The organism is Paraburkholderia sp. CI2 (assembly GCF_014201055.1).
Taxonomy (GTDB): domain Bacteria; phylum Pseudomonadota; class Gammaproteobacteria; order Burkholderiales; family Burkholderiaceae; genus Paraburkholderia; species Paraburkholderia tuberum.
This window is the reverse complement of the sequence record NZ_JACHDL010000004.1, coordinates 138,342-157,767: the sequence shown is the minus strand read 5'-3', so window position 1 is coordinate 157,767 and position 19,426 is coordinate 138,342. Positions and strand designations below refer to the sequence as shown.

20 protein-coding genes, 1 other RNA gene and 1 riboswitch are annotated in these 19,426 nt (G+C 67.1%); of the genes, 12 read left to right on the top strand and 9 right to left on the bottom strand.

Annotation, left to right across the window (positions count from 1 at the left end; translation table 11 throughout):
• Positions 1-13 precede the first annotated feature (13 nt).
• Complete coding sequence (locus tag HDG32_RS08130; protein WP_184065350.1) at positions 14-1,867, bottom strand: autotransporter assembly complex family protein; 1,854 nt, start codon at positions 1,865-1,867, stop codon at positions 14-16.
• A 267-nt stretch (positions 1,868-2,134) separates the two neighbouring features.
• Between HDG32_RS08130 and HDG32_RS08125 the strand changes: the two genes are divergently transcribed.
• The 4 genes from HDG32_RS08125 (at position 2,135) to panD (ending at position 4,840) form a co-directional block, all read left to right on the top strand.
• Positions 2,135-2,320, top strand: a complete 186-nt coding sequence (locus tag HDG32_RS08125; protein ID WP_184007962.1) for a DUF3460 family protein — start codon at positions 2,135-2,137, stop codon at positions 2,318-2,320.
• A 20-nt stretch (positions 2,321-2,340) separates the two neighbouring features.
• On the top strand, positions 2,341-3,276 hold the full coding sequence (locus tag HDG32_RS08120; RefSeq protein ID WP_221307657.1) for a ScpA family protein: 936 nt from the start codon (positions 2,341-2,343) through the stop codon (positions 3,274-3,276).
• A 283-nt stretch (positions 3,277-3,559) separates the two neighbouring features.
• Positions 3,560-4,393: a pantoate--beta-alanine ligase gene (gene panC / locus HDG32_RS08115; RefSeq protein WP_184065347.1), complete on the top strand. Its 834-nt coding sequence runs from the start codon at positions 3,560-3,562 to the stop codon at positions 4,391-4,393.
• Between the two features lie 60 nt (positions 4,394-4,453).
• Positions 4,454-4,840, top strand: a complete 387-nt coding sequence (gene panD, locus HDG32_RS08110) for an aspartate 1-decarboxylase (protein WP_018431692.1) — start codon at positions 4,454-4,456, stop codon at positions 4,838-4,840.
• A gap of 45 nt (positions 4,841-4,885) precedes the next feature.
• On the opposite strand, the gene HDG32_RS08105 is transcribed toward panD, so the two are convergent.
• Positions 4,886-5,524: a ParA family protein gene (locus HDG32_RS08105; RefSeq protein WP_184059634.1), complete on the bottom strand. Its 639-nt coding sequence runs from the start codon at positions 5,522-5,524 to the stop codon at positions 4,886-4,888.
• Positions 5,525-5,767: 243 nt separating this feature from the next.
• On the opposite strand from HDG32_RS08105, the gene HDG32_RS08100 reads away from it, so the two are divergent.
• A complete protein-coding gene (locus tag HDG32_RS08100) occupies positions 5,768-6,187 on the top strand; it encodes a PaaI family thioesterase (RefSeq protein ID WP_184065344.1) in 420 nt (139 codons plus the stop codon).
• Positions 6,188-6,244: 57 nt separating this feature from the next.
• On the opposite strand, the gene HDG32_RS08095 is transcribed toward HDG32_RS08100, so the two are convergent.
• Positions 6,245-7,771, bottom strand: a complete 1,527-nt coding sequence (locus HDG32_RS08095) for a cobyric acid synthase (protein WP_184065341.1) — start codon at positions 7,769-7,771, stop codon at positions 6,245-6,247.
• Between the two features lie 98 nt (positions 7,772-7,869).
• Between HDG32_RS08095 and cobU the strand changes: the two genes are divergently transcribed.
• The 4 genes from cobU to HDG32_RS08075 are packed head-to-tail and all read left to right on the top strand — an operon-like array spanning position 7,870 to position 11,480.
• Positions 7,870-8,424, top strand: a complete 555-nt coding sequence (gene cobU, locus HDG32_RS08090) for a bifunctional adenosylcobinamide kinase/adenosylcobinamide-phosphate guanylyltransferase (protein WP_184065338.1) — start codon at positions 7,870-7,872, stop codon at positions 8,422-8,424.
• Positions 8,424-9,365: an adenosylcobinamide-phosphate synthase CbiB gene (gene cbiB / locus HDG32_RS08085; RefSeq protein WP_184065335.1), complete on the top strand. Its 942-nt coding sequence runs from the start codon at positions 8,424-8,426 to the stop codon at positions 9,363-9,365. Before cobU ends, cbiB begins: the two co-directional genes overlap by 1 nt.
• Before the next feature lie 33 nt (positions 9,366-9,398).
• Positions 9,399-10,475, top strand: a complete 1,077-nt coding sequence (gene cobD / locus HDG32_RS08080; RefSeq protein ID WP_184065332.1) for a threonine-phosphate decarboxylase CobD — start codon at positions 9,399-9,401, stop codon at positions 10,473-10,475.
• A gap of 54 nt (positions 10,476-10,529) precedes the next feature.
• Positions 10,530-11,480, top strand: a complete 951-nt coding sequence (locus tag HDG32_RS08075; RefSeq protein ID WP_184065329.1) for a cobalamin-binding protein — start codon at positions 10,530-10,532, stop codon at positions 11,478-11,480.
• A gap of 53 nt (positions 11,481-11,533) precedes the next feature.
• Here the strand turns inward: HDG32_RS08075 and cobC are convergent, their stop codons facing one another.
• The 6 genes from cobC to HDG32_RS08045 form a co-directional block, all read right to left on the bottom strand.
• Positions 11,534-12,124 (bottom strand): alpha-ribazole phosphatase, encoded by a 591-nt coding sequence (gene cobC / locus HDG32_RS08070; protein WP_184021063.1) that lies wholly within the window; start codon positions 12,122-12,124, stop codon positions 11,534-11,536.
• Positions 12,109-12,885, bottom strand: a complete 777-nt coding sequence (locus tag HDG32_RS08065) for an adenosylcobinamide-GDP ribazoletransferase (RefSeq protein WP_184065325.1) — start codon at positions 12,883-12,885, stop codon at positions 12,109-12,111. Before HDG32_RS08065 ends, cobC begins: the two co-directional genes overlap by 16 nt.
• 73 nt (positions 12,886-12,958) lie before the next feature.
• Positions 12,959-14,020 carry a nicotinate-nucleotide--dimethylbenzimidazole phosphoribosyltransferase gene (gene cobT, locus HDG32_RS08060; RefSeq protein WP_184065322.1) on the bottom strand — a complete coding sequence of 354 codons (1,062 nt, stop codon included), beginning with the start codon at positions 14,018-14,020 and terminating at the stop codon, positions 12,959-12,961.
• Positions 14,021-14,053: 33 nt separating this feature from the next.
• Positions 14,054-14,863: an ABC transporter ATP-binding protein gene (locus HDG32_RS08055; RefSeq protein ID WP_409340011.1), complete on the bottom strand. Its 810-nt coding sequence runs from the start codon at positions 14,861-14,863 to the stop codon at positions 14,054-14,056.
• A gap of 29 nt (positions 14,864-14,892) precedes the next feature.
• A complete protein-coding gene (locus HDG32_RS08050; protein ID WP_184065319.1) occupies positions 14,893-15,957 on the bottom strand; it encodes an iron ABC transporter permease in 1,065 nt (354 codons plus the stop codon).
• A gap of 39 nt (positions 15,958-15,996) precedes the next feature.
• Positions 15,997-17,928, bottom strand: coding sequence for a TonB-dependent receptor domain-containing protein (locus HDG32_RS08045; protein WP_184065316.1), 1,932 nt, complete (start codon positions 17,926-17,928; stop codon positions 15,997-15,999).
• Positions 17,929-18,018: 90 nt separating this feature from the next.
• A riboswitch (cobalamin riboswitch) is annotated at positions 18,019-18,284 on the bottom strand.
• A 219-nt stretch (positions 18,285-18,503) separates the two neighbouring features.
• Between HDG32_RS08045 and HDG32_RS08040 the strand changes: the two genes are divergently transcribed.
• From HDG32_RS08040 to ssrS, 3 genes are all read left to right on the top strand, one after another.
• Entirely contained in the window at positions 18,504-18,863 is a 360-nt protein-coding gene (locus tag HDG32_RS08040; protein WP_184065313.1) for an ATPase, read from the top strand.
• Entirely contained in the window at positions 18,860-19,174 is a 315-nt protein-coding gene (locus HDG32_RS08035) for a cell division protein ZapA (RefSeq protein ID WP_184021048.1), read from the top strand. The genes HDG32_RS08040 and HDG32_RS08035 overlap by 4 nt, the downstream gene beginning before the upstream one ends.
• Positions 19,175-19,240: 66 nt before the next feature.
• Positions 19,241-19,422, top strand: a non-coding RNA gene (ssrS, locus tag HDG32_RS08030) — 6S RNA.
• The last annotated feature ends 4 nt before the right edge of the window (positions 19,423-19,426 follow it).

The following is a 19,426-nucleotide window of genomic DNA, read 5'->3' as shown; positions in this document are numbered from 1 at the left end:
TGTCGTCAAAACGTCAGAACGCGATGCCGAGCGTGATATACGGCCGCACCCGGTTATCGCGGATCCCGTAAGCGACATCGAGATTGACCGGGCCGACCGGGCTGCGCCAGCGCGCGCCGACGCCGGCGCCCGGATAGAAAACTTTTTCGCCCCAGGTGTCGGTCGCGGTGCCGATGTCGAAGAACACGGCCGCGCCCCAGTTGTGCGAGAACCAGTGCTGGTATTCGGCCGCGCTCGTCACCAGGTACTTGGTCGGCAGGATCGAGCCGGCGACGTTGTTACCGATGCTCTGGAAGCCGTAGCCGCGCACCGAGTTCGAGCCGCCCGCGCGGAACAGCAGCGACGCCGGAATGCCCCTCGAGCTGCCGCTCGTGAATACGCCGCCGAGTTCGGCGCGGATCAGCACGATGTCGTCGACGCCGATCGGGAAATACTGCTGGCCGCGCGCGTAGCCGCGGATGAACGACTGGTCGGCGAGCAGACCTTTCACCGCGAAGCCCGCCTCGACGTGGATCAGGTTGCCGCGGCGCGGGAACAGCGGGTCGTCGGTGTCGCGCCGCGTCCACGACCACCCCGGCACCAGCGCGTGCGCGCGGGTCGGCGGCGCCGCGTTCTGGTCGAGCTGATCGTCGTAGAACAGCAGCGAATAGCTGTAGTCGAGGAACTGCGACGTGCGCGAGCGCTGCACGCCGCCGCGGATGCTGTAGATGCGCGTGTCGGAGACGTCGGTGGTCGTGTACGACGCGAGCACGCTATTGGTCCACCCGCGCTGGCCCGGCGGCATCGACAGCTGGATCTGCCCGTATTGCTGCGTGTTGTCGGCGCGGCCCTCGACGGTGAACGGCCACGCCGCGCCGAACGTGTTCAGATACGTGTAGCCGCCCTGCACGAGCGGGCCGTTGTCGGTCGAATAGCCGACGCCGCCGCGGAAGCTGTGATACGGAAACTCCGACACCTTCACGTGCACCGGCGTGTCGAGCGGCTTGGCGGGGTTGTTGTCGAGGTCGATCGCGACGCTCGCGAAGTACGGCGTGTTCTGCAGTTGCCGCTGCAGTTCGGCGACAGTGCGCGTGTCGTAGATGTCGCCCGGCGAGATCGGATTGACGTTGTGGACGATGCGCTCCGGATAGCGCTTCGTGCCCTGCACGTCGAGTTGGCCCATCGTGAAGGTCGGCCCGCTGTCGTAGATCACCGACAGCTTCGCCGTGTGCGTGCGCGGATCGATCAGCGCCTCCGAGTGGTAGATCTTCGCGGCGAGGTAGCGGCGCGATTGCAGCTCGTGCAGCGACGCGTTCTTCGCGTCGTCCCAGGCGCCCTGCGAGAACGGCTCGCCCTCGTGCAGCGAGAACGCGAAGCGCGTCGCGTTTTCGCGCGATGGGTCTTCGGTCAGCACCGCGCCGCGAAACGACAGATCGACCGACGTGACTTTGGTCTGCGGGCCCGGCTCCACGCGCACGGTGACCTGCCGCAGGTTGTCGACGGTGCGCACGTCGGTGCTGACGAGCGGCGAGAAATAGCCCTGCGTCGCGGCGAGATCGCGCACCTGCTGTGGCGTCGCGGTGATCAGGAACGAGAACTGGTCGTCGGTGACGTCGGGCCGCTTCGCGAAACGCGAGATATCGAGGTTCTGTTCGAGCAGCCGGCGCAGCGCGCGCGGCTCGGCGACCACCTCGACCTTGTAGCTCGGTGCCTTGCTCGCCGCGTGAGCCTTGCCCAAGGCGAGCAGCGACATCAGGAGGCCGAGGCCGATGGCGAGCGACACACGCAGCCAGCACCGCGCGAGCGCCTCGCGCTCACGCGCGCGCCCGCGCGCCTGGCCGGTCTCGCCGCGCAACGCACGCGGCATGTCGATCGTACCTCCCGCCAAACAGGACCTCCGGCCTCAATGAGTGAATTCTCGCGCCCCGGCCGCGCATGCGATCGAGGCATGCTATTTGACCACAACGCGACCCCGATCGGCCTCTCTCGTGCCCCTGGCGGAGCTCCGCGCTTCATCTCAAAAATGGGCGGCCCGCGGCGATTTTCGACCGCCCGCGACGCATGCGGTAAAATCGCGGACGACGGCGCCCTCCCCGCGGCACCGCGCAGCGGCCAGCCCGAGAGCCGCCACCCTACCCACCACGGACGTCGAGCCATGTATCAATCGGACATCACCCAGTTCCTGAACCAGCTCAAACAACAGAAGCCCAATCTGGAGGCCGAGCAACGCAAAGGCCGCGCACTGCTGTGGGACAAACAGCCGATCGATCTGGAAGAGCGCGCCGAGCAGAAAACTTCGCGCGTGCAGCAGACGCCTTACTCGTACTACCAGAACTTCTAAGCTCCCCAGTCACGCCGACGATGAGTCACGCTGACGAGGTGCATGGTCCGCTTCACGGCCCGATACACGGCCCGATACACGGCCCCGTTCACGGCCCGGTTCACGGCCCAGCGCCGGCACCGTCCGACACCGCGCTTTCCACGCCCGCCACCGATTCGACGCCCGACACGGTCGACGGCGTCGCGTTCGCGCGTCTGTACGGCGAGCCGCTGTTCAAGCTGCCGAACGACCTGTACATCCCTCCGGACGCGCTCGAGGTATTCCTCGAGACCTTCGAGGGGCCGCTCGACCTGCTGCTGTACCTGATCCGCAAGCAGAACTTCAACGTGCTCGACATCCCGATGGCGGATGTCACCGTGCAATATCTCGGCTACGTCGAGCAACTGCGCAAGACCAATCTCGAACTCGCGTCCGAGTATCTGCTGATGGCCGCGATGCTGATCGAAATCAAGTCGCGCATGCTGCTGCCGGTCAAGAAGGCCGACACCGGCGAGGAAGCCGAAGACCCGCGCGCCGAACTGGTGCGCCGCCTGCTCGAATACGAGCAGATGAAGCTCGCCGCGCAACGCATCGACCAGTTGCCGCAGCTTGGGCGCGATTTCCTGCGCGCCGAGGTCTACATCGAGCAGAGTGTCGCCCCGCGCTTCCCGGACGTGAACAGCGACGACCTGCGCGCCGCGTGGGCCGACGTGATCAAGCGCGCGAAGCTGGTCCAGCATCACAAGATTTCGCGCGAGGAGTTGTCGGTGCGCGAGCACATGAGCCTGATCCTGCGGCAGTTGCAGAATGCGCGCTTCATCGAGTTTTCCGATCTGTTCGACACGAGCCGCGGCGTGCCGGTCGTCATCGTGAATTTCATCGCCGTGCTCGAGCTGTGCCGTGAATCGCTCGTCGAAATCACCCAGGCGGAGCCGTTCGCGCCGATTTACGTGCGGCTGGCGTATCTGCCGGCCTGAACGCTGAATGACGGCCGCTTGACGGCCGGACCGCGGCCGGACCGTGGAAATCTCGCTACGAACACCGTCGCAGCGAAGCTTGGCGGGCCTCAGCGGGGAGTGCGCGGCAAGCTCGTCGCGCGCCGCTCGGAAGTGCCGCCGCGTTTCGGTGCGTCCGCTGCCCAAATCCACTACAATCCGCGCTCCGAACCCGTCATTTGCCGGTGAGGCGATGACCCGCGCGATTCCGCCAGGTGTCGCGCCAACCGGATCGCGCGGCGCGCGAGCCTATCCCTGCCCGATCATGAAAGTCATCAGCTCGATCCATGAATTGCGCGACCAGTTGCGCGGCCAGAATCGCACGGCCTTCGTGCCGACGATGGGCAACCTGCACGAGGGCCACCTGTCGCTGATGCGCCTCGCGCGCCGGCACGGCGACCCGGTCGTGGCGAGCATCTTCGTCAACCGCCTGCAGTTCGGCCCGAACGAGGATTTCGACAAATATCCGCGCACGCTCGAAGCCGACATCGAGAAGCTGCAGAAGGAAGGGGTCTACGTGCTGTTCGCGCCGACCGAAAGGGACATGTATCCGGAGCCGCAGGAATACCGCGTGCATCCGCCGCACGATCTCGGCGACATCCTCGAGGGCGAATTCCGCCCCGGCTTCTTCCACGGTGTGTGCACGGTCGTGATGAAGCTGATGTCGTGCGTGCAGCCGCGCGTCGCGGTGTTCGGCAAGAAGGATTACCAGCAGCTGATGATCGTGCGCCAGATGTGCCACCAGTTCGCGCTGCCGACCGACATCGTCGCCGCCGAAACCGTGCGCGACACCGACGGCCTCGCGCTCAGCTCGCGCAACCGGTTCCTTTCGGCCGCCGAACGCGCCGAGGCGCCGATGCTGGCCGCCGAACTCAATCGGGTGCGCGACGCGGTGCTCGCGGGCGAGCGCGACTTCGCGAAACTCGAAGAGTCGGCCAAAGCGACGCTCGCGGCGCGCGGCTGGAATCCCGATTACATCGCGATCCGCAAGCGCTCGAACCTGATCGCGCCCGGCGCGCAGGACGCCAGCGCACCGCTCGTGGTGCTGGCCGCCGCGAAGCTCGGCGCGACCCGGCTCATCGACAACCTCGAAATCTGACGCCGCAACCGCCCGCGCGAACACAGTTACACTGCGCAGTCACACAGGATTGGATTGATCATGCAACGCAATATGCTGAAGTCGAAGATTCACCGCGTCGCGGTCACGCACTGCGAGCTCCACTACGAGGGCTCGTGCGCGATCGACGAAGATCTGCTCGAAGCGGCGAACATCGTCGAAAACGAGCGTATCGACATCTGGAACATCAACAACGGCGAGCGCTTCTCGACCTACGCGATCAAGGGCGAGCGCGGCAGCGGCATGATTTCGCTGAACGGCTCGGCCGCGCGTCGCGCGCAGCTCGGCGATCTGGTCATCATCGCGGCGTTCGCGGTGGTCGACGAGGCGGAGTTGAAGGCGGGCTGGAAGCCGGACCTCGTGTTCGTCGATGAAAACAACAAGATCAAGGGCAGCCGCGACCACGTGCCCACGCAGGCCTGGAGCTGAGCGAAGCTCAGCTTGACGCTTGACTGATGGCGGGCAGCCCCCGCCTCAGCCCTTCTTCCCCGCGCCGTTCGTCCACTCGACGATCGGCTGCCACTGCTCCAGATCCTTCTCCACACGGCTTTTCGCGACGTCCCACAGCGTCAGGCCGTGCGCCGCGAGCTGCACGTAGTTCTGCGTGTCGCGCAGAAAACCGAGCACCGGCAGCTTCAATCCCTCGACGAAGCGATGCAGCTGCTCGGCCGAGCGCGTGCGCGCATCGACGCGCATGCCGACCACGCCGACCTCGATCGCGCCCTTCCTGACCGCCTTTTCCTTCGCCAGCCGCTCGAGAAATTCCTGGGTCGCGAGAATATCGAACAGCGACGGCTGCAACGGCACGATCACCTTGTCGGCGAGATCGAGCGCGATGTTCAGGCGATTGCCGTGCAGGCCGGCCGGCGTGTCGACGACCGCGTGCTCGAGGCCTTTCGGCGGCTTGGCCGGCGTGTCGGGATTGACCTCCCAGGTTTCGATGTTCGGCAGCGTGGCGGGCCTTAATTCGAGCCACGCATGCGCGGAGTGCTGCTTGTCGAGGTCGGCCAGCGCGACCCATTCGCCCGCTGCGGCGAAATAGCCGGCCAGATTGGTCGATAGCGTGCTCTTGCCCACGCCGCCCTTCGGATTCGCCACCACGATCACCGACATGAAATCTCCCGGAAAGAAGGCTGGACACCGCCAGCCGGTTTGCCGCGCTATTGCTCCGTCCCCGCCGATCCGCTGTGACCGGCGTCGGCGGGCTCCACGATCGCTGCCGTTCGAAGTTCGGTTTCCAGGGACGCCCACCGGTCCAGCCGTTGATAATATCGACAAATTCAGCGCGGCCGAAGCCCCCGCATCGCGAATCGGCCGCTCCAACCCGCCGTTTTTTTCCACAAGGACCTGAATCTCATGAGCAAACTGCGCCCGGAATACACCGTCGAACGCCTGCTGGAGCGCCAGAAGGGCACGCTGCCGGACCTGCTGGGCCTGCGCGTGCTGACCTTGGAACAAGGCACGCTGGTCGCCGAACTGACCGTGCGCGAGGCGCTGCTCGCGCCGAACGGCTTCCTGCACGCGGCCACGGTGATCGGCCTCGCCGACACCGCGTGCGGCTACGCGTGCATCGCGCATCTGCCCGAAAACTCGCGCAACTTCACGACGATCGAGTTGAAGAGCAACTTCCTCGGCACCGCGACGCAGGGCACGATCCGCGCGGTCGCGAAGGGCGTGCACCTTGGGCGCAGCACGCAGGTCTGGGACGCGACGGTCACCGGTCCGGACGGTAAGACCATCGCGCTGTTTCGTTGCACGCAGATGGTGTTGTACTGAGCGAACCGCGCTCGCAGCAATCGCGTTCAGGCCGATAAAAGAGGCCGGCGCAAAGCGTCACCCCAGCGCCGCGAACAGCCTGCGCATATCGACGTGCCCGGCCAGCGTATCGGCCAGCCGCTCCAGCGACGCCTCGCGCAACGCCGGATAGTCGAGCGCTTCGGCATCGCTCAAACCCGCCCATGCGAGCAGCGCCGCGCACGCGGCCGGCGTGTCGAACAGGCCATGCACGTAGGTCGCGAGAATCTGGCCATCGGCGGACATCGCGCCATCGGGACGGCCAAAGTCCGCGCCGCCCTCGTGCGGGCCAGCGTGGTCGAGTCGCAGCGCCGGCTTGTCCAATGCCGGCCCGCGCGTCTCGCCCATATGAATCTCGTAGCCGGCGACGTCCGGCGTGCCGGGCAGCGCGAGGCGCCCGGTCACATTCTTCAGCGCCTTGTCGCGCGTGAGCACCGTCGCATAGTCGAGCCAGCCGAAGCCCGCGAAGGTGCCGGGTGCGCCCTCGACGCCATGCGGATCCGCGATCTCGCGGCCCAGCATCTGCATGCCGCCGCAAATGCCGATCACGCGGCCGCCGTAGCGCAGATGCCGCGCGAGCACGTCGTCCCAGCCCTGTGCGCGCAGAAACGCGAGGTCGTCCGGCACGTTCTTCGAGCCCGGCAGGATGATCAGATCGGCGGCCGGCGGCGGCGTACCCGCGCGCACATAGTGAAAATCGACCTGCGGATGCGCGCGCAACGCATCGAAGTCGGTGTGATTGCTGATGTGCGGCAGCACCGGAACGACCACGCGCAGCAGACGGCGCGAATCAACGCTCGCCGCCGCGCGCAGCTCGGGCGGCAGCATGTCCTCGGCGTCGAGCGTCAGGCCATGCAGATATGGCACGACACCGAGCACCGGCTTGCCGGTCTTCGCTTCCAGCCAGTCGAGCCCGGGCTTCAGCAGACCGATGTCGCCGCGAAAGCGGTTGATGATGAAGCCGCGCACGCGCGCCTGCTCGCTGTCGGACAGACACGCGAGCGTGCCGGTCAGGTGCGCGAACACGCCACCGCGATCGATGTCGGCGACCAGCACGACCGGGCAGTCGACCGCCTCCGCGAAACCCATGTTCGCGATGTCGCGCTCGCGCAGATTGATCTCGGCCGGACTGCCCGCGCCTTCGACGAAAATCGTGTCGTACGACGCGCGCAGTCGCGCATACGACTCCAGCACCGCCTCGAACGCGACTGGCTTGTAGTCGTGATACGCGCGGGCGTCGAGGTTGATGCGCGCCTTGCCGTGGATGATCACCTGCGCGCCGCGATCGCTGGTCGGCTTCAGCAGCACCGGGTTCAGATCGGTGTGCGCGTCGATGCCCGCGGCGAGCGCCTGCAATGCCTGCGCGCGGCCGATCTCGCCGCCGTCGACGGTCACCGCGCTGTTCAACGCCATGTTCTGCGGCTTGAACGGCGCGACCCGCGCACCCGCGCGCCGCGCGAGGCGGCACAGTCCCGCAACCAGCGTGCTCTTGCCCGCGTCGGACGTGGTGCCCTGGATCATCAGCGTGCCGCGCGGCACGGGCAGGGTGTCGGGAGGAATGGTCATTCGGGTCACGGCGGTGCAGGTGGAAGATGGACAGTGTGGACAGTGGCGTTGCAATGCAATCGAGCGGCATTATCCCATCGCGCCGGTACAATCATAGGATGACTCCCCGCGACCTCACCTTCGTCCTCGGCGGCGCCCGCTCAGGCAAGAGCGCGCATGCCGAGCGGCTCGCCAGCGACAGCGCCTTCCCCGTCATCTACATCGCCACCGCCCGCGTTACCGACGACGCCGAATTCAACGCGCGCATTGCGCATCATCGCGAACGGCGGCCCGCGCATTGGGGGCTCGTCGAAGCGGACGACGACCTCGCCGGCGCGCTCGCGCAACACGACGCGCCGGGCCAGTGTCTGCTGATCGACTGCCTGACGCTGTGGCTCGCAAACCTGCTATGTCCCGCCGACGGCGCAGCGGCGCCGCTGTCGCACTACTACGAGCAGGCCGCCGCGTTCGAAGCGGCGCTCGCCGGCGCGCGCGGCAAGATCATCGTCGTCAGCAACGAGATCGGCCTCGGCGTCGTGCCGCTCGGCGAAGCCACGCGTCTTTACGTCGACGAACTCGGGCGCTTGAATCAGCGCATCGCCGCGTTGAGCAGCGCGGCCACGCTGATGGTCGCGGGACTGCCGCTCGCGCTGAAAAGCGCGAGCCGCGCGTGATGCCGCCGCTGACCATGCCGCTGGTCGCGACGCTCGCGGTCGCGGGCGTCGCCGTCGACCGCTGGTTCGGCGAGCCGAACCGCCGGCATCCGCTGATCGGGTTCGGCAACTGGGCGGCGCGTATCGAGGCGCGCTTCAATCACGACCGGCGTCTGCGGCTCAGGGGCCTGCTCGCATGGGCGCTCGCGGTTCTGCCGCCGGTGTTGATCGCGTGGTGGCTCGTCGCCGTGCTGCCGTTGTTCGCGGCCTGCGCGCTGCATGTCGCGCTGCTGTGGTTCGCGCTCGGCGCGCGCAGCCTGCGCGATCACATCGCGCCGATCGCGCGGGCGCTCGGCCAACGCGATCTGGCCACGGCACGTGAGTTGACCGCACGGATCGTCTCGCGCGACACCGCGCAGTCGGACGAGGCCGCGCTCGCGCGCGCCGCGGTCGAATCGGCGCTCGAAAACGGCAACGACGCGATCTTCGGCGCGCTGTTCTGGTTCGCGCTCGCGGGCGGGCCTGGCGCGCTCGGCTTTCGCCTCGCCAATACGCTCGACGCGATGTGGGGTTATCGCACGCCGCGCTATCTGCGCTTCGGCTGGGCCGCCGCGCGCATCGACGACGTGCTGAACTGGATTCCCGCGCGCCTGACTGCCACGAGCTACGCGCTGCTCGGCGACACGCTGACCGCCTGGCGCTGCTGGCGCGAGCAGGCGCCGCGCTGGGACAGCCCGAACGCGGGCCCGGTGATGGCCGCCGGCGCCGGCAGCCTGAACGTGCTGATCGGCGGGCCGGCCGTGTATCACGGCACGCTCGAGCATCGGCCGACGCTGGGCTTCGGGCGTCCCGCCGAGGCGCGTCATGTGGGCGCCGCGTTGATGCTGGTCGAACGCACGGTGATTCTCTGGCTGGCCGTGCTGATCGTGCTGGCGTTGTTGAGCGTGCCGTTTCATGGCTGAGCGGAACGACGCGCGTAGCGATGGGATGAGCGCATGAGCGACTGGACGCAACCGCGCGAGCACGCCGCAAGCGGCCCGATCGCGCACGGCGGCAACCTGCACGAAGCGGCGGCGCGCTACGGCATTGCGTACGCGCAGTGGCTCGATCTGTCGACCGGCATCAATCCGCACGGCTATCCGGTGCCGCCGCTGCCCGCCGACGCGTGGCGCCGATTGCCCGACGAAGGCGACGGCTTCGCCGAGCGGGCCGCGCGCTACTACGGCGCGCCCGATGCCGCGCACGTGCTGCCCGTCGCCGGCAGCCAGGCGGCGATTCGCGCGCTGCCCGCGTTGCTCTCGCCCGCGACGGTCGGCATCGCGCCGCTGACCTACGGCGAGTACGCGCCCGCGTTCGCGCGCGCCGGACACGCGGTCGCGCCGCTCGACGTGCATCGCGACACGCTGCCCGCCGCGCTCACGCACGTCGCGATCGTCAACCCCGACAATCCGACCGCCACGCATATCGATGCCGCCAGGCTGCTGCACTGGCACGCGCAGCTGCGCGAACGCGGCGGCACGCTGCTCGTCGACGAAGCGTTCGCCGATACGCTGCCGGCCGCGCGGGTCGCGTCGCTGGCGGCGCATACGCATCGGGACGGGCTCGTCGTGTTGCGCTCGCCCGGCAAGTTCTTCGGGCTCGCGGGTGTGCGCGCCGGCTTCGTGCTGGGCGCGCCCGCATTGCTCGCCGCGTTGCGCGACAGGCTGGGGGCGTGGACCGTCAGCGGTCCCGCGCGCCATGCGGTGAGCGCCGCGTTCGACGATGCCGCGTGGCAAACGCGGATGCGTGAGCGGCTCATCGGCGACAGCGCGCGGCTTGCCGGGCTGTTGCATGCGCACGGTTTCGCGACACGGGGCACGCCGCTTTTCGCATGGACCGACGATGCGCGCGCCGCCGCGCTGCATGAAGCGCTCGCGCGGCGCGGCGTGTGGACGCGCCTGTTTCCGCCATCGCTTCGGGTGCCATCGGCCAGTGTGCGCTTCGGGCTGCCGGGCGACGAAGCCGAATGGACCCGCTTCGAGCAACAGTTGCAACAGGCGGTTGACTCGATCGATACCGCGCGGTCGAGTTAGCGCAGTGACCTTCGCACCCAAGCCGCTCAACGCTTCGTGATCCGCCCTCGTCCGATGATCCGCTTTGCTCGTTCCATCCGCTTTGCCCCGCCCGCGCATAGCTTCCTCCATTGGTTCGGCGCCGCAGCCCTCGCGCTGACCGCACTGAGCGCGCACGCCGCGATCACCGTCACCGACGACAGCGGCGCGACCGTCACGCTCGCCGCGCCCGCGCGGCGCGTGATCAGCCTCGCCCCGCACGTGACCGAATTGCTGTACGCCGCGGGCGGCGGCCCAAAGATGGTCGGCGCCGTGTCGTACAGCGACTATCCGCCCGAAGCGAAGCAACTCCCGCGCGTCGGCGACAACAAGGCGCTCGACCTCGAACGCATCGTCGCGCTGAAACCGGACCTGATCGTCGTATGGCGGCACGGCAACGCGCAGCGCCAGCTCGAACGCTTGCGCGAGCTACACGTGCCGCTCTTTTTCAGCGAGCCGCGCCGTCTCGACGATATCGCCGTGTCGCTGACCAGGCTCGGCCGGCTGCTCGGCACATCGGCGAGCGCGGATGCGGCGGCCGCCGCCTTCCGCGACGACATCGCCCGTCTGCGCGCGCGGTATGCGAACCGCCCGGCCGTCAGCGTCTTTTATCAGGTATGGGACCGGCCGCTGATGACGCTCAACGGCGAGCACATGATCAGCGACGTGATCACGCTATGCGGCGGCCGCAATGTGTTCGCGGACCTGCAGCCGCTCGTGCCGACCGTGTCGATCGAAGCGGTGCTCGCGGCGAATCCGCAGGCGATCGTCACCGCCGCACCCGGCGCGACGCGGCCCGACACGATGCTGCCGCAACTCGACACATGGCGCGCATGGCCGGGCCTCGCGGCCGTCGCGAACAACAACCTGTTTGCGATCGACGGCGATCTGATCAATCGCCCCGCGCCGCGCATCGCGCAAGGCGCGCGGCAACTGTGCGAGGACCTCGAACTGGCGCGCTCGCGCAGCAAGCAGCCCGCGCCATGACGGCGCCGCGTGTGGCGAGAAAAAAGGATCGGTTTTCCGGATGACCACGCGGGTCACGCATTCCATCGCACGAGCGACCACTGCAGCGTCTCGTCGTTACGTCGCAACCAGACGATCCCCGTCATATCTAGCGACCACTGCAGGCAATGCGCGAGCGGCACCTCCAGCACCCACGACGCGATCGCGCGCATCACGCCCGCGTGCGTGACCACGTATGCGGGCGACAGCTCGCGCGTCAGCGCGAACGCATCGAACCACGCTCGCACACGCGCGACGAATTGCGCGACGCTCTCGCCGCCGTGCGCGCGCGCATGTTCGAAATTGGCGGCCCAGTCGTCGAGCAGCGCGCGATCGATCGTATCCCAGCGCTGCGCTTCCCACTCGCCGAAATCCATTTCCTTCAAGCGCTCGTCGTGGCTGACCACGCAGCCGAAGTCGTTCGCGATCTCGGTCGCTAGCGCGGCGCAGCGCGTAAGCGGACTCGTGATCAGCACACGCGGCGCCGGCACCTGCAAGCTCGCGAGCTTCACCGCCAACGCATTGGACGTGACCTCGGCGCTTTCCGCCAACGCGACATCACTATGGCCGTAACAAATCCCCGCCTCGAGCGCGACAGCGGGATGTCGAATCAGGACGATATCCATGCAAGCCCCACCAGGTAGATGCTCAATTCGAAGATCTGCTGCGCGAAGCCGAGGCAATCGCCGGTATAGCCGCCGATGCGTCTGACGAAATAACGGCCCATCGCAAAGCGCAGTGCGAACAGCACAGCACACGTGAGCGCGGCAAAACGCCAGTCGGGCATGCCGGGGCCGTTCGGCCACAGCAGCCAGGGCAGCCCGAACAGCGCGGCGCACAGCAGCGCCGGCCCGCTCAAACGCTGCGCGACCGGCTTGGCTTTGCCGGCCGCGCGCACATAGTCGAGCGTGGCCAGGTAACTGATCGCGCACGCGCGGCTCGCGCCATGCGCCGCAAGCATCAGGCTTGCGGCACGCAGCGGTGGCAACGCCGCGAGCGTTTGCCACTTGATCGCCAGGGCGATCACGAGCGCGATGGCACCAAAAGCACCGATGCGCGAGTCTTGCATGATGCGCAGCGCATCGTCGCGCGTATAGGCGCCACCGAACGCATCGATGCAATCGGCGAGACCGTCCTCGTGAAATGCGCCCGTGACCACGAGCGACGCGGCCATCGACAGCAGCACCGCGACACTCGCCGGAAACACGCACAGCGCGGCCAGATAGACGAGCGCGCTGAAGCCGCCGACCAACACGCCGACGAGCGGAAAATAGCGCGCCGCGGCGTTCAGATAATGCGGCTCGAAACCGACCCAGCGCGGCACGGGCACGCGCGTGAAGTAACCGAGCGCCGTGAAGAAATAGCGCAGTTCCGCGAGCGGGTTCATGAACGTGGCGAGTGCAGGTTCACGGCGCTGCGGGCCGAGCTTCGCGTTATCGCGAAGCGCGTGCTCACGCGCTTCACGGTTCGCGATCGGCGACGCCCGCCGAATCGAAGCTGGCCATCTCGTTGACGAAGGCCACCGCCGCGCGCAGCAACGGCACCGCGAGCGCGGCGCCCGTGCCTTCGCCGAGCCGCATGTCGAGCGACAGCAGCGGCTGCGCGCCGAAATGATCGAGCATGCGCCGATGCCCGGCCTCGTTCGACGCATGCGCGAACACGCAGTACTCGCGCACGTCGGGCGAGAACGCATCGGCGACCAGCAGCGCGGACGTCGCGATGAAGCCATCGACGAGGATGGTCATGCGCGCCTCGGCGGCCGCCAGATACGCGCCCGCCATCATCGCGATTTCGAAGCCGCCGAAGGTCGCGAGCACGTCGAGCGGCGCGCGTGCATCCGCATGGCGCGCGAGCGCCGCCGCGAGCACGTTGCGCTTCTTCGCGAGTCCGGCATTGTCGAGACCCGTGCCGCGGCCGACGCAGTCGTCGATCGGCACACCGCACAGGCGGCTCATCAGACACGCGGCCGCCGAGGTGTTCGCGATGCCCATCTCGCCGAAGCCGATCACGTTCGTGCTGAGCGCCGCGTGATGACGCACGCGCGCGGCGCCCGCCTGCATCGCGGCGAGCACTTCGGCGTGCGTCATCGCGGCTTCGTGTGCGAAGTTGCGCGTGCCGGGCCCGACCGGAATGTCGACGAGTCGGTCCGTGGACGGCAGCGGCGTCGCGATGCCCGCGTTGACCACTTCGAGTTCGAGACCCGCGACGCGACTGAGCGCGTTGATCGCCGCGCCGCCCGCGATGAAGTTCGCGACCATCTGCGCGGTCACCGCTTGCGGATAGGGGCTCACGCCTTCGGCGGCGATGCCGTGGTCGCCCGCGAAAACGATCATCGCGGGACGCTGCACGGTGGGACGCGTACTACGCTGGATCAGGCCCATCTGGCGCGCGAGGGTTTCGAGCCGGCCGAGGCTGCCGGGCGGTTTGGTGCGCGTATCGATGATCCGCTGCAGCTCGGCGCGCAGCGTCTGATCGAGCGGCGCGACTTCGGGCAAACCGGCTGGGTGTGGGATGCGAGTCATAGGTGTGATCGAAACAAGGGATAGGAACGAATATCAGCCTGACTGTGCGTCATGGCCGGCAGGCGATTCGTGACGCGCGCGCGGCGCGGGTATCAGCGCCTCGTGCTCGCCGTCGCGAATCAGAATCAGCGGATAGCCGAACGCGCGGCTCGTCAACGCGGGCGTCAGCACATCGCGCGCTGGGCCCGCATACGCGCCGCCCGCGCCGTCGAGCAGCAACGCGTGCGTCGCGAAGCGGCGCGCGAGGTTCAGGTCGTGGCACGAGAACAGCACACTACGGCGCGGTTCGCGCGTCCATGCGACGAGCGCTTCGAGACAGTCGACCTGATGATGCAGGTCGAGATGCGACAACGGTTCGTCGAGCAGCAACAGCGGCGCGTCCTGGCACAGCACCGCCGCGAGGGCAACGCGCTGACGCTCGCCGCCCGATAGCGACAGCACGTCGCGCGCCGCAAAGTCCGCAAGGCCGAGCCGTTCGAGCGCCGCCCGCGCGGCCGCGCGATCCTCGTCGCGCTCCCAGCCCCAGCCGCCCAGATGCGGGAAGCGGTTCAGCAGCACGATGTCGAGCACGCTTGCGTTGAACGCATCGGCCGCGCTTTGCGGCATCAGCGCGCGGCGCCGTGCGAGCGGCAGCGGCTGCCAGCCGGCCACGCGCACGCCATCGAGTTCGACATGGCCCGCCGCCGGATGCAACAGCCCCGCCAGCGTCGATAGCAAGGTGGTCTTGCCCGCGCCGTTCGGCCCGGCGATGCACCAGATTTCGCCCACATGGAACGTGTGCGTGAACGCGTCGAGCAAGGTGCGCGCGCCGGCGCGCAACGTCAGGCGCTGCGTGCTCAGCATCGAACAGGTGGGGCTGGGTTCGGCTCGTATCATCGGCGGCGTTTGAGCAGCATCCACAGGAACACCGGTACGCCGACCAGCGACGTGATCACGCCGACCGGCAATTGCGCGGGCGCGATCACGGTCCGCGCGATCAGATCCGCGCCCATCACCGCGACACCGCCGCCAAGCGCGGCCGCCGGCAGCAGCATGCGCTGATCGTTGCCGAACGCGAGCCGCAACATGTGCGGCACGACGAGACCGACGAAGCCGATCGTGCCCGCGGTCGTCACCGCCGCGGCCGCCGCCAGCGACGCGACCAGGTACACACGCAAACGCAGCGGCATCACGGCGACGCCCAACGCCTGCGCGGCCACGTCGCCGCGCAGCAACACGTTCAGACGCGGCGCGGCCGGCACGATCGCAAGCAGCACGAGCGCGAGCGCCATCAGCGCGGTCCACGGCAGCGCGCCGCCGTTGAGGTCGCCGGTGAGCCAGAACAGCATGCCGCGCAGACGGCTGTCGGGCGCGAGATTGAGCAGCAGCGTGATCAGCGCGCCCCACCCGGCCGCGATCACCGCGCCGGTCAATAGCAAACGGGGCGACGTGTCCTGCGGCTCGCCGCGCCATAGCTCGCGACGCGCGAGGCCGAGCACCAGCAGGATCGACACGAACGCACCCGCGAACGCGCTCGCATCGACGAGCCACCATGCGCCGCCCGCGATCATCGCAACGAGCGCGAACGTCGCCGCGCCGCCCGACACGCCGAGCACGTATGGCTCGGCCAGCGGATTGCGCAGCAGCACCTGCAGCAGCGCGCCGGCGAGCGCGAGCAACGCGCCGCACGCGAAGCCCGCGAGCGCGCGCGGCAAACGCAACGTACGCACGATTTCGCCGGCGAGATCGTCGCTGCCCGTGCCGCCGAACGTGTGCGTCGGCACGAGTGCCGCAAGCACGCGCGACGGCGCGAGCGGCACGCTGCCGAGCACCAGCGACGCGCCGAGCACCGCCACGGCGGCGAGCGCGAGCCCGAGCCAGATCGCGGCCGCGCGTTTCGCGTTCATCGGGCGCGGCGTCGCCATCGCGGCGCGCAGCGAAGCGGACGCGCGACTCATCCGCATGCGCTCACGCATGCGGCCAACCCGGCGCGCGCGTCACTGCTGCTGCCAGCCGAGCGTGACATACGCACCGCGTCGCGGCGAGTTATACGAGTAGGCCGTTTCATAATCCTTGTTGAACAGATTGTCGATTTGCGCACTGACGTACCACGCTTTGGTGACGTTGTAGCGCGCCGACATATTCACGATGCCATAACCGCCGAGGTTGCCCGTGCTATCGGTGCGCGGACCGCTGACGATCCACTCGCCGCCAACCCGCCAGCCACCGATGCTGCGATTCACCGCGAACGACCCGAACCGACGCGCGCGCCGCACGAGGTCGGTACCGTTGTCGAGATCGACCGGGTTCTGCAGCGTCACCGTTGCGCGCACGTCGGTCTTGCCGACATGACCGCTCCACGATCCCTCGAGTCCCTGCACCTTCGCATGGCCGACGTTCTCCGCGAGGTAGATGCCGGGGATCGTCTGCACGTAGTCGATCAGATTCGTATAGCGCGTCTGGAATGCGTTCAGACGCATCACGCCGAGCGCATCGGTCGCGTACTGCAAACCGGCTTCGACCGAATGACTACGCTCGGGCTGGATCGACGGGTTGCCGCTGATCGGATAGTACAGATCGTCGAAGCTCGGCGCGCGGAACGCATCCGAATAGCTTGCGGTTACCTTCCAGCGCGACGTGATGTCGAATCCGTAGCCGAGATAGTAACTGTTCGCTCCACCGAAATCGGAGTACTGGTCGCGTCGCACGTTGGCCTGAATCTGGTTGCGGCCGAAGCGCGCGCTGTAGCCCGCGAAGACCGAATCGACGTGACGGTCGGGCGCGGCGAACGTGTCGGAGTCGAGCGTCTGGTCGAGATGCTCGTAGCCGAGTTGCAGCTTCTGGTTCGCGGCGAGCGCGAAATCGTTCTGCCACGTGTACTGGCGATTGTCGGTATCGAAGCGGCCGTTGTAGATGCCATTGGTGTTCGACACGCTGCGGTCGTCGCCCTCGGCGAGCGTGACGTGGGTGGTCCACCAGTCGGTCAGCTTGCCGTTCGCGAATACCGACACCTGACGCACCTTGCTATAGAGATTGTTCAGATCGGTGGGCTCGCCGTACGCATTGTCGTAGCTGTTGTCGTTGTTCGACTGGAAGTAGCTGACGCCCGCGTCCCACCTGTCGGTGAACTTGTGACGCAGCGACGCGCTGATGCTCTCGTTCAGATTGCCGTTTGCGTTCGGATTCGCGTTCGGCGCCTCGAGCGGATTGAGCGACGAAAAGCCGTCGTCCTTCGTGCGCGCGAGCGAGATGTTGAAGGTCGTGCGCCCGTCCTGATCGAGCGCGCCGTTCACGCCGGCCGTTTGCGTCTGCGTGCGATAGCTGCCGTAGCCGAGCGAAAAATTGAAACGCGGCGGATGATCGCCGCCGTCTTTCGTGAACACCTGCACGACGCCGCCGATCGCGCCCGAGCCATACAACGCCGACACGTTGCCGTTCACCACTTCGACGTGATCGACCTGATCGAGCGGAATCTGTGCGAGTTGAGCTGAGCCGAGACTCACCGAATCGACGCGCACGCCGTCGATCAGCAGCAGCGATTGCGTCGACGATGCGCCGCGCAGAAAGAGGCTCGTGGTCGAACCGGGGCCACCCGTGCGCGAGATTTGCGCGCCTGGCGCGAGTTGCAGCAGGCCGGGCAGATCGGTCGCGGTCGTGTCGGCGATGTCCTGCTGATCGAACCGCGTGGTCTGCGGGATCGCATCGCGCAACGCTTGCGGTCCGCGTTGCGCGGTCACGACGATCGGCGACAGCAGGTTGCCCGGCGCATCGGTGGAAGTGAGATTGGCCGCGTCGGCAACGTTTGCGGCGCTCGCAGCGGTTGCATCCGTCGCGGACGATGAAGACGCGGGCTCGGCGCTTTGCGCATGCACGACGAGCGGCAGGCTCGCGAACGCGAGGAGCGTTGCGCGGGCGATGGGGGACAGCATGGGATGACATTCCTGTGGATAGCGTGCGCGGCCTGCTTCCCCGCAGGCCGACGCGTCACGAGGCGCCCCCTTGTTTAGCGTTTTCGCGGGGGGACGTCCCTCTTTTCTGGCCGGTATCCGGGCTACGACACATCGATCCCGCCTTCCCACGCGTGACGCGCAGTGGCACACTCGCACGTTGAACTTCCAACCTTGCGACCAGGACCGACCTGCATGAGCACATCACATGCGGTCGCTTACCGTTGCGGGGGCAGCGCAGGTTCGCGCATCCGGTTTTGGCACCGCGCGCGCCCTGCTTCCCGTTTAACTGCGCGCGCCGAAAAGCGCGCGCGGGCACCAGAGTGCGGGAAGTTTAGGAGCGGCGTCGCGGGGCGTCAAGAAAGGTCGACCGGAGCGCAATCGGTTCTGTTGAATGCAGGTTATTGTCGGATGGATTGCCGGTTTTTATCTTATGGTCGACGACGCGACACCCAACGAACGTGCACGAAGCGATGCTGTTACGTCTCGAAACGAGACAATTGTCGGAACCTGTAATATTCCGCGCTAAAATGCGATGTCTTTAGAGGACGCAGCACATGCTCACCGAACTCGAATCACTCTCCCAGAACATCGGCAAGCTGATTGCGATCAGCCAGCGCCACAACGAAGCGCGGCTCGCGCTCGAAGAGCAGCTCGCGCAAACGCGTGCCGAAGTGCAAGCCACGCATGCGGAACTCGCGCAATTGCGCGAAGAGCGCGACGCACTGCAGGCGGAACGCGACGCGCTGTCCGCCAAGATCGACGACGCTCAGGTGCGCCTGAATGCGATTCTCGAAAAATTGCCGCGCGCACGCGCGAGCAGCGAACCGGATAACCAGCTCGATCTGCTCCAGTCCGCCCAGCCCGAACACGAGGAAGCGGAAAGCGACGTGAGCCGACACGGAGAAAGCGCATGACCACCAAGCAGATCGAAGTATCGATTCTCGAAGTACCCTATCGTCTCGCCTGTTCGCCGGAAACGGAAGGCGCGCTGCTCGAGGCGGTCGCGCGCGTCGACGCCGAGATGCAGAAAATCCGCAGCGGCAGCAACGTGCGCGGCACCGATCGCATCGCGGTGATGGCTGCGCTGTCGCTGGCATCGGAACTGCTTAAGCTGCAAAGCAGCGTGCGACACGGAGAAGCATTTCCTGCTGAAGAAATCCGGCGTACAATGCAACAAATGAACGAACAGCTAGGTACTGTGATCGAGCAGTACAGCTTGCAGTAAGCAGTAGTGGGCCGGTTTCGAACCGGTCACGTGTTGAACGGTTTGGGTTGTAGCTTCATCGGTTTAGCTTCCCTGCCTGGTTCGCCAAGGTCATACATTCCTTGAACCAATGCCATGTGCACGGTTGCGGAAATTTGTAGCACGGGTGTGCGCGTCACTCAGTCTGATGTACCCGAAGTGTTGCTAACTGCGACCAATTCTGAACCCTCGGTTCAGGATGCCGGCCTAGCGGCTAAGGCGGGGATCTTATCT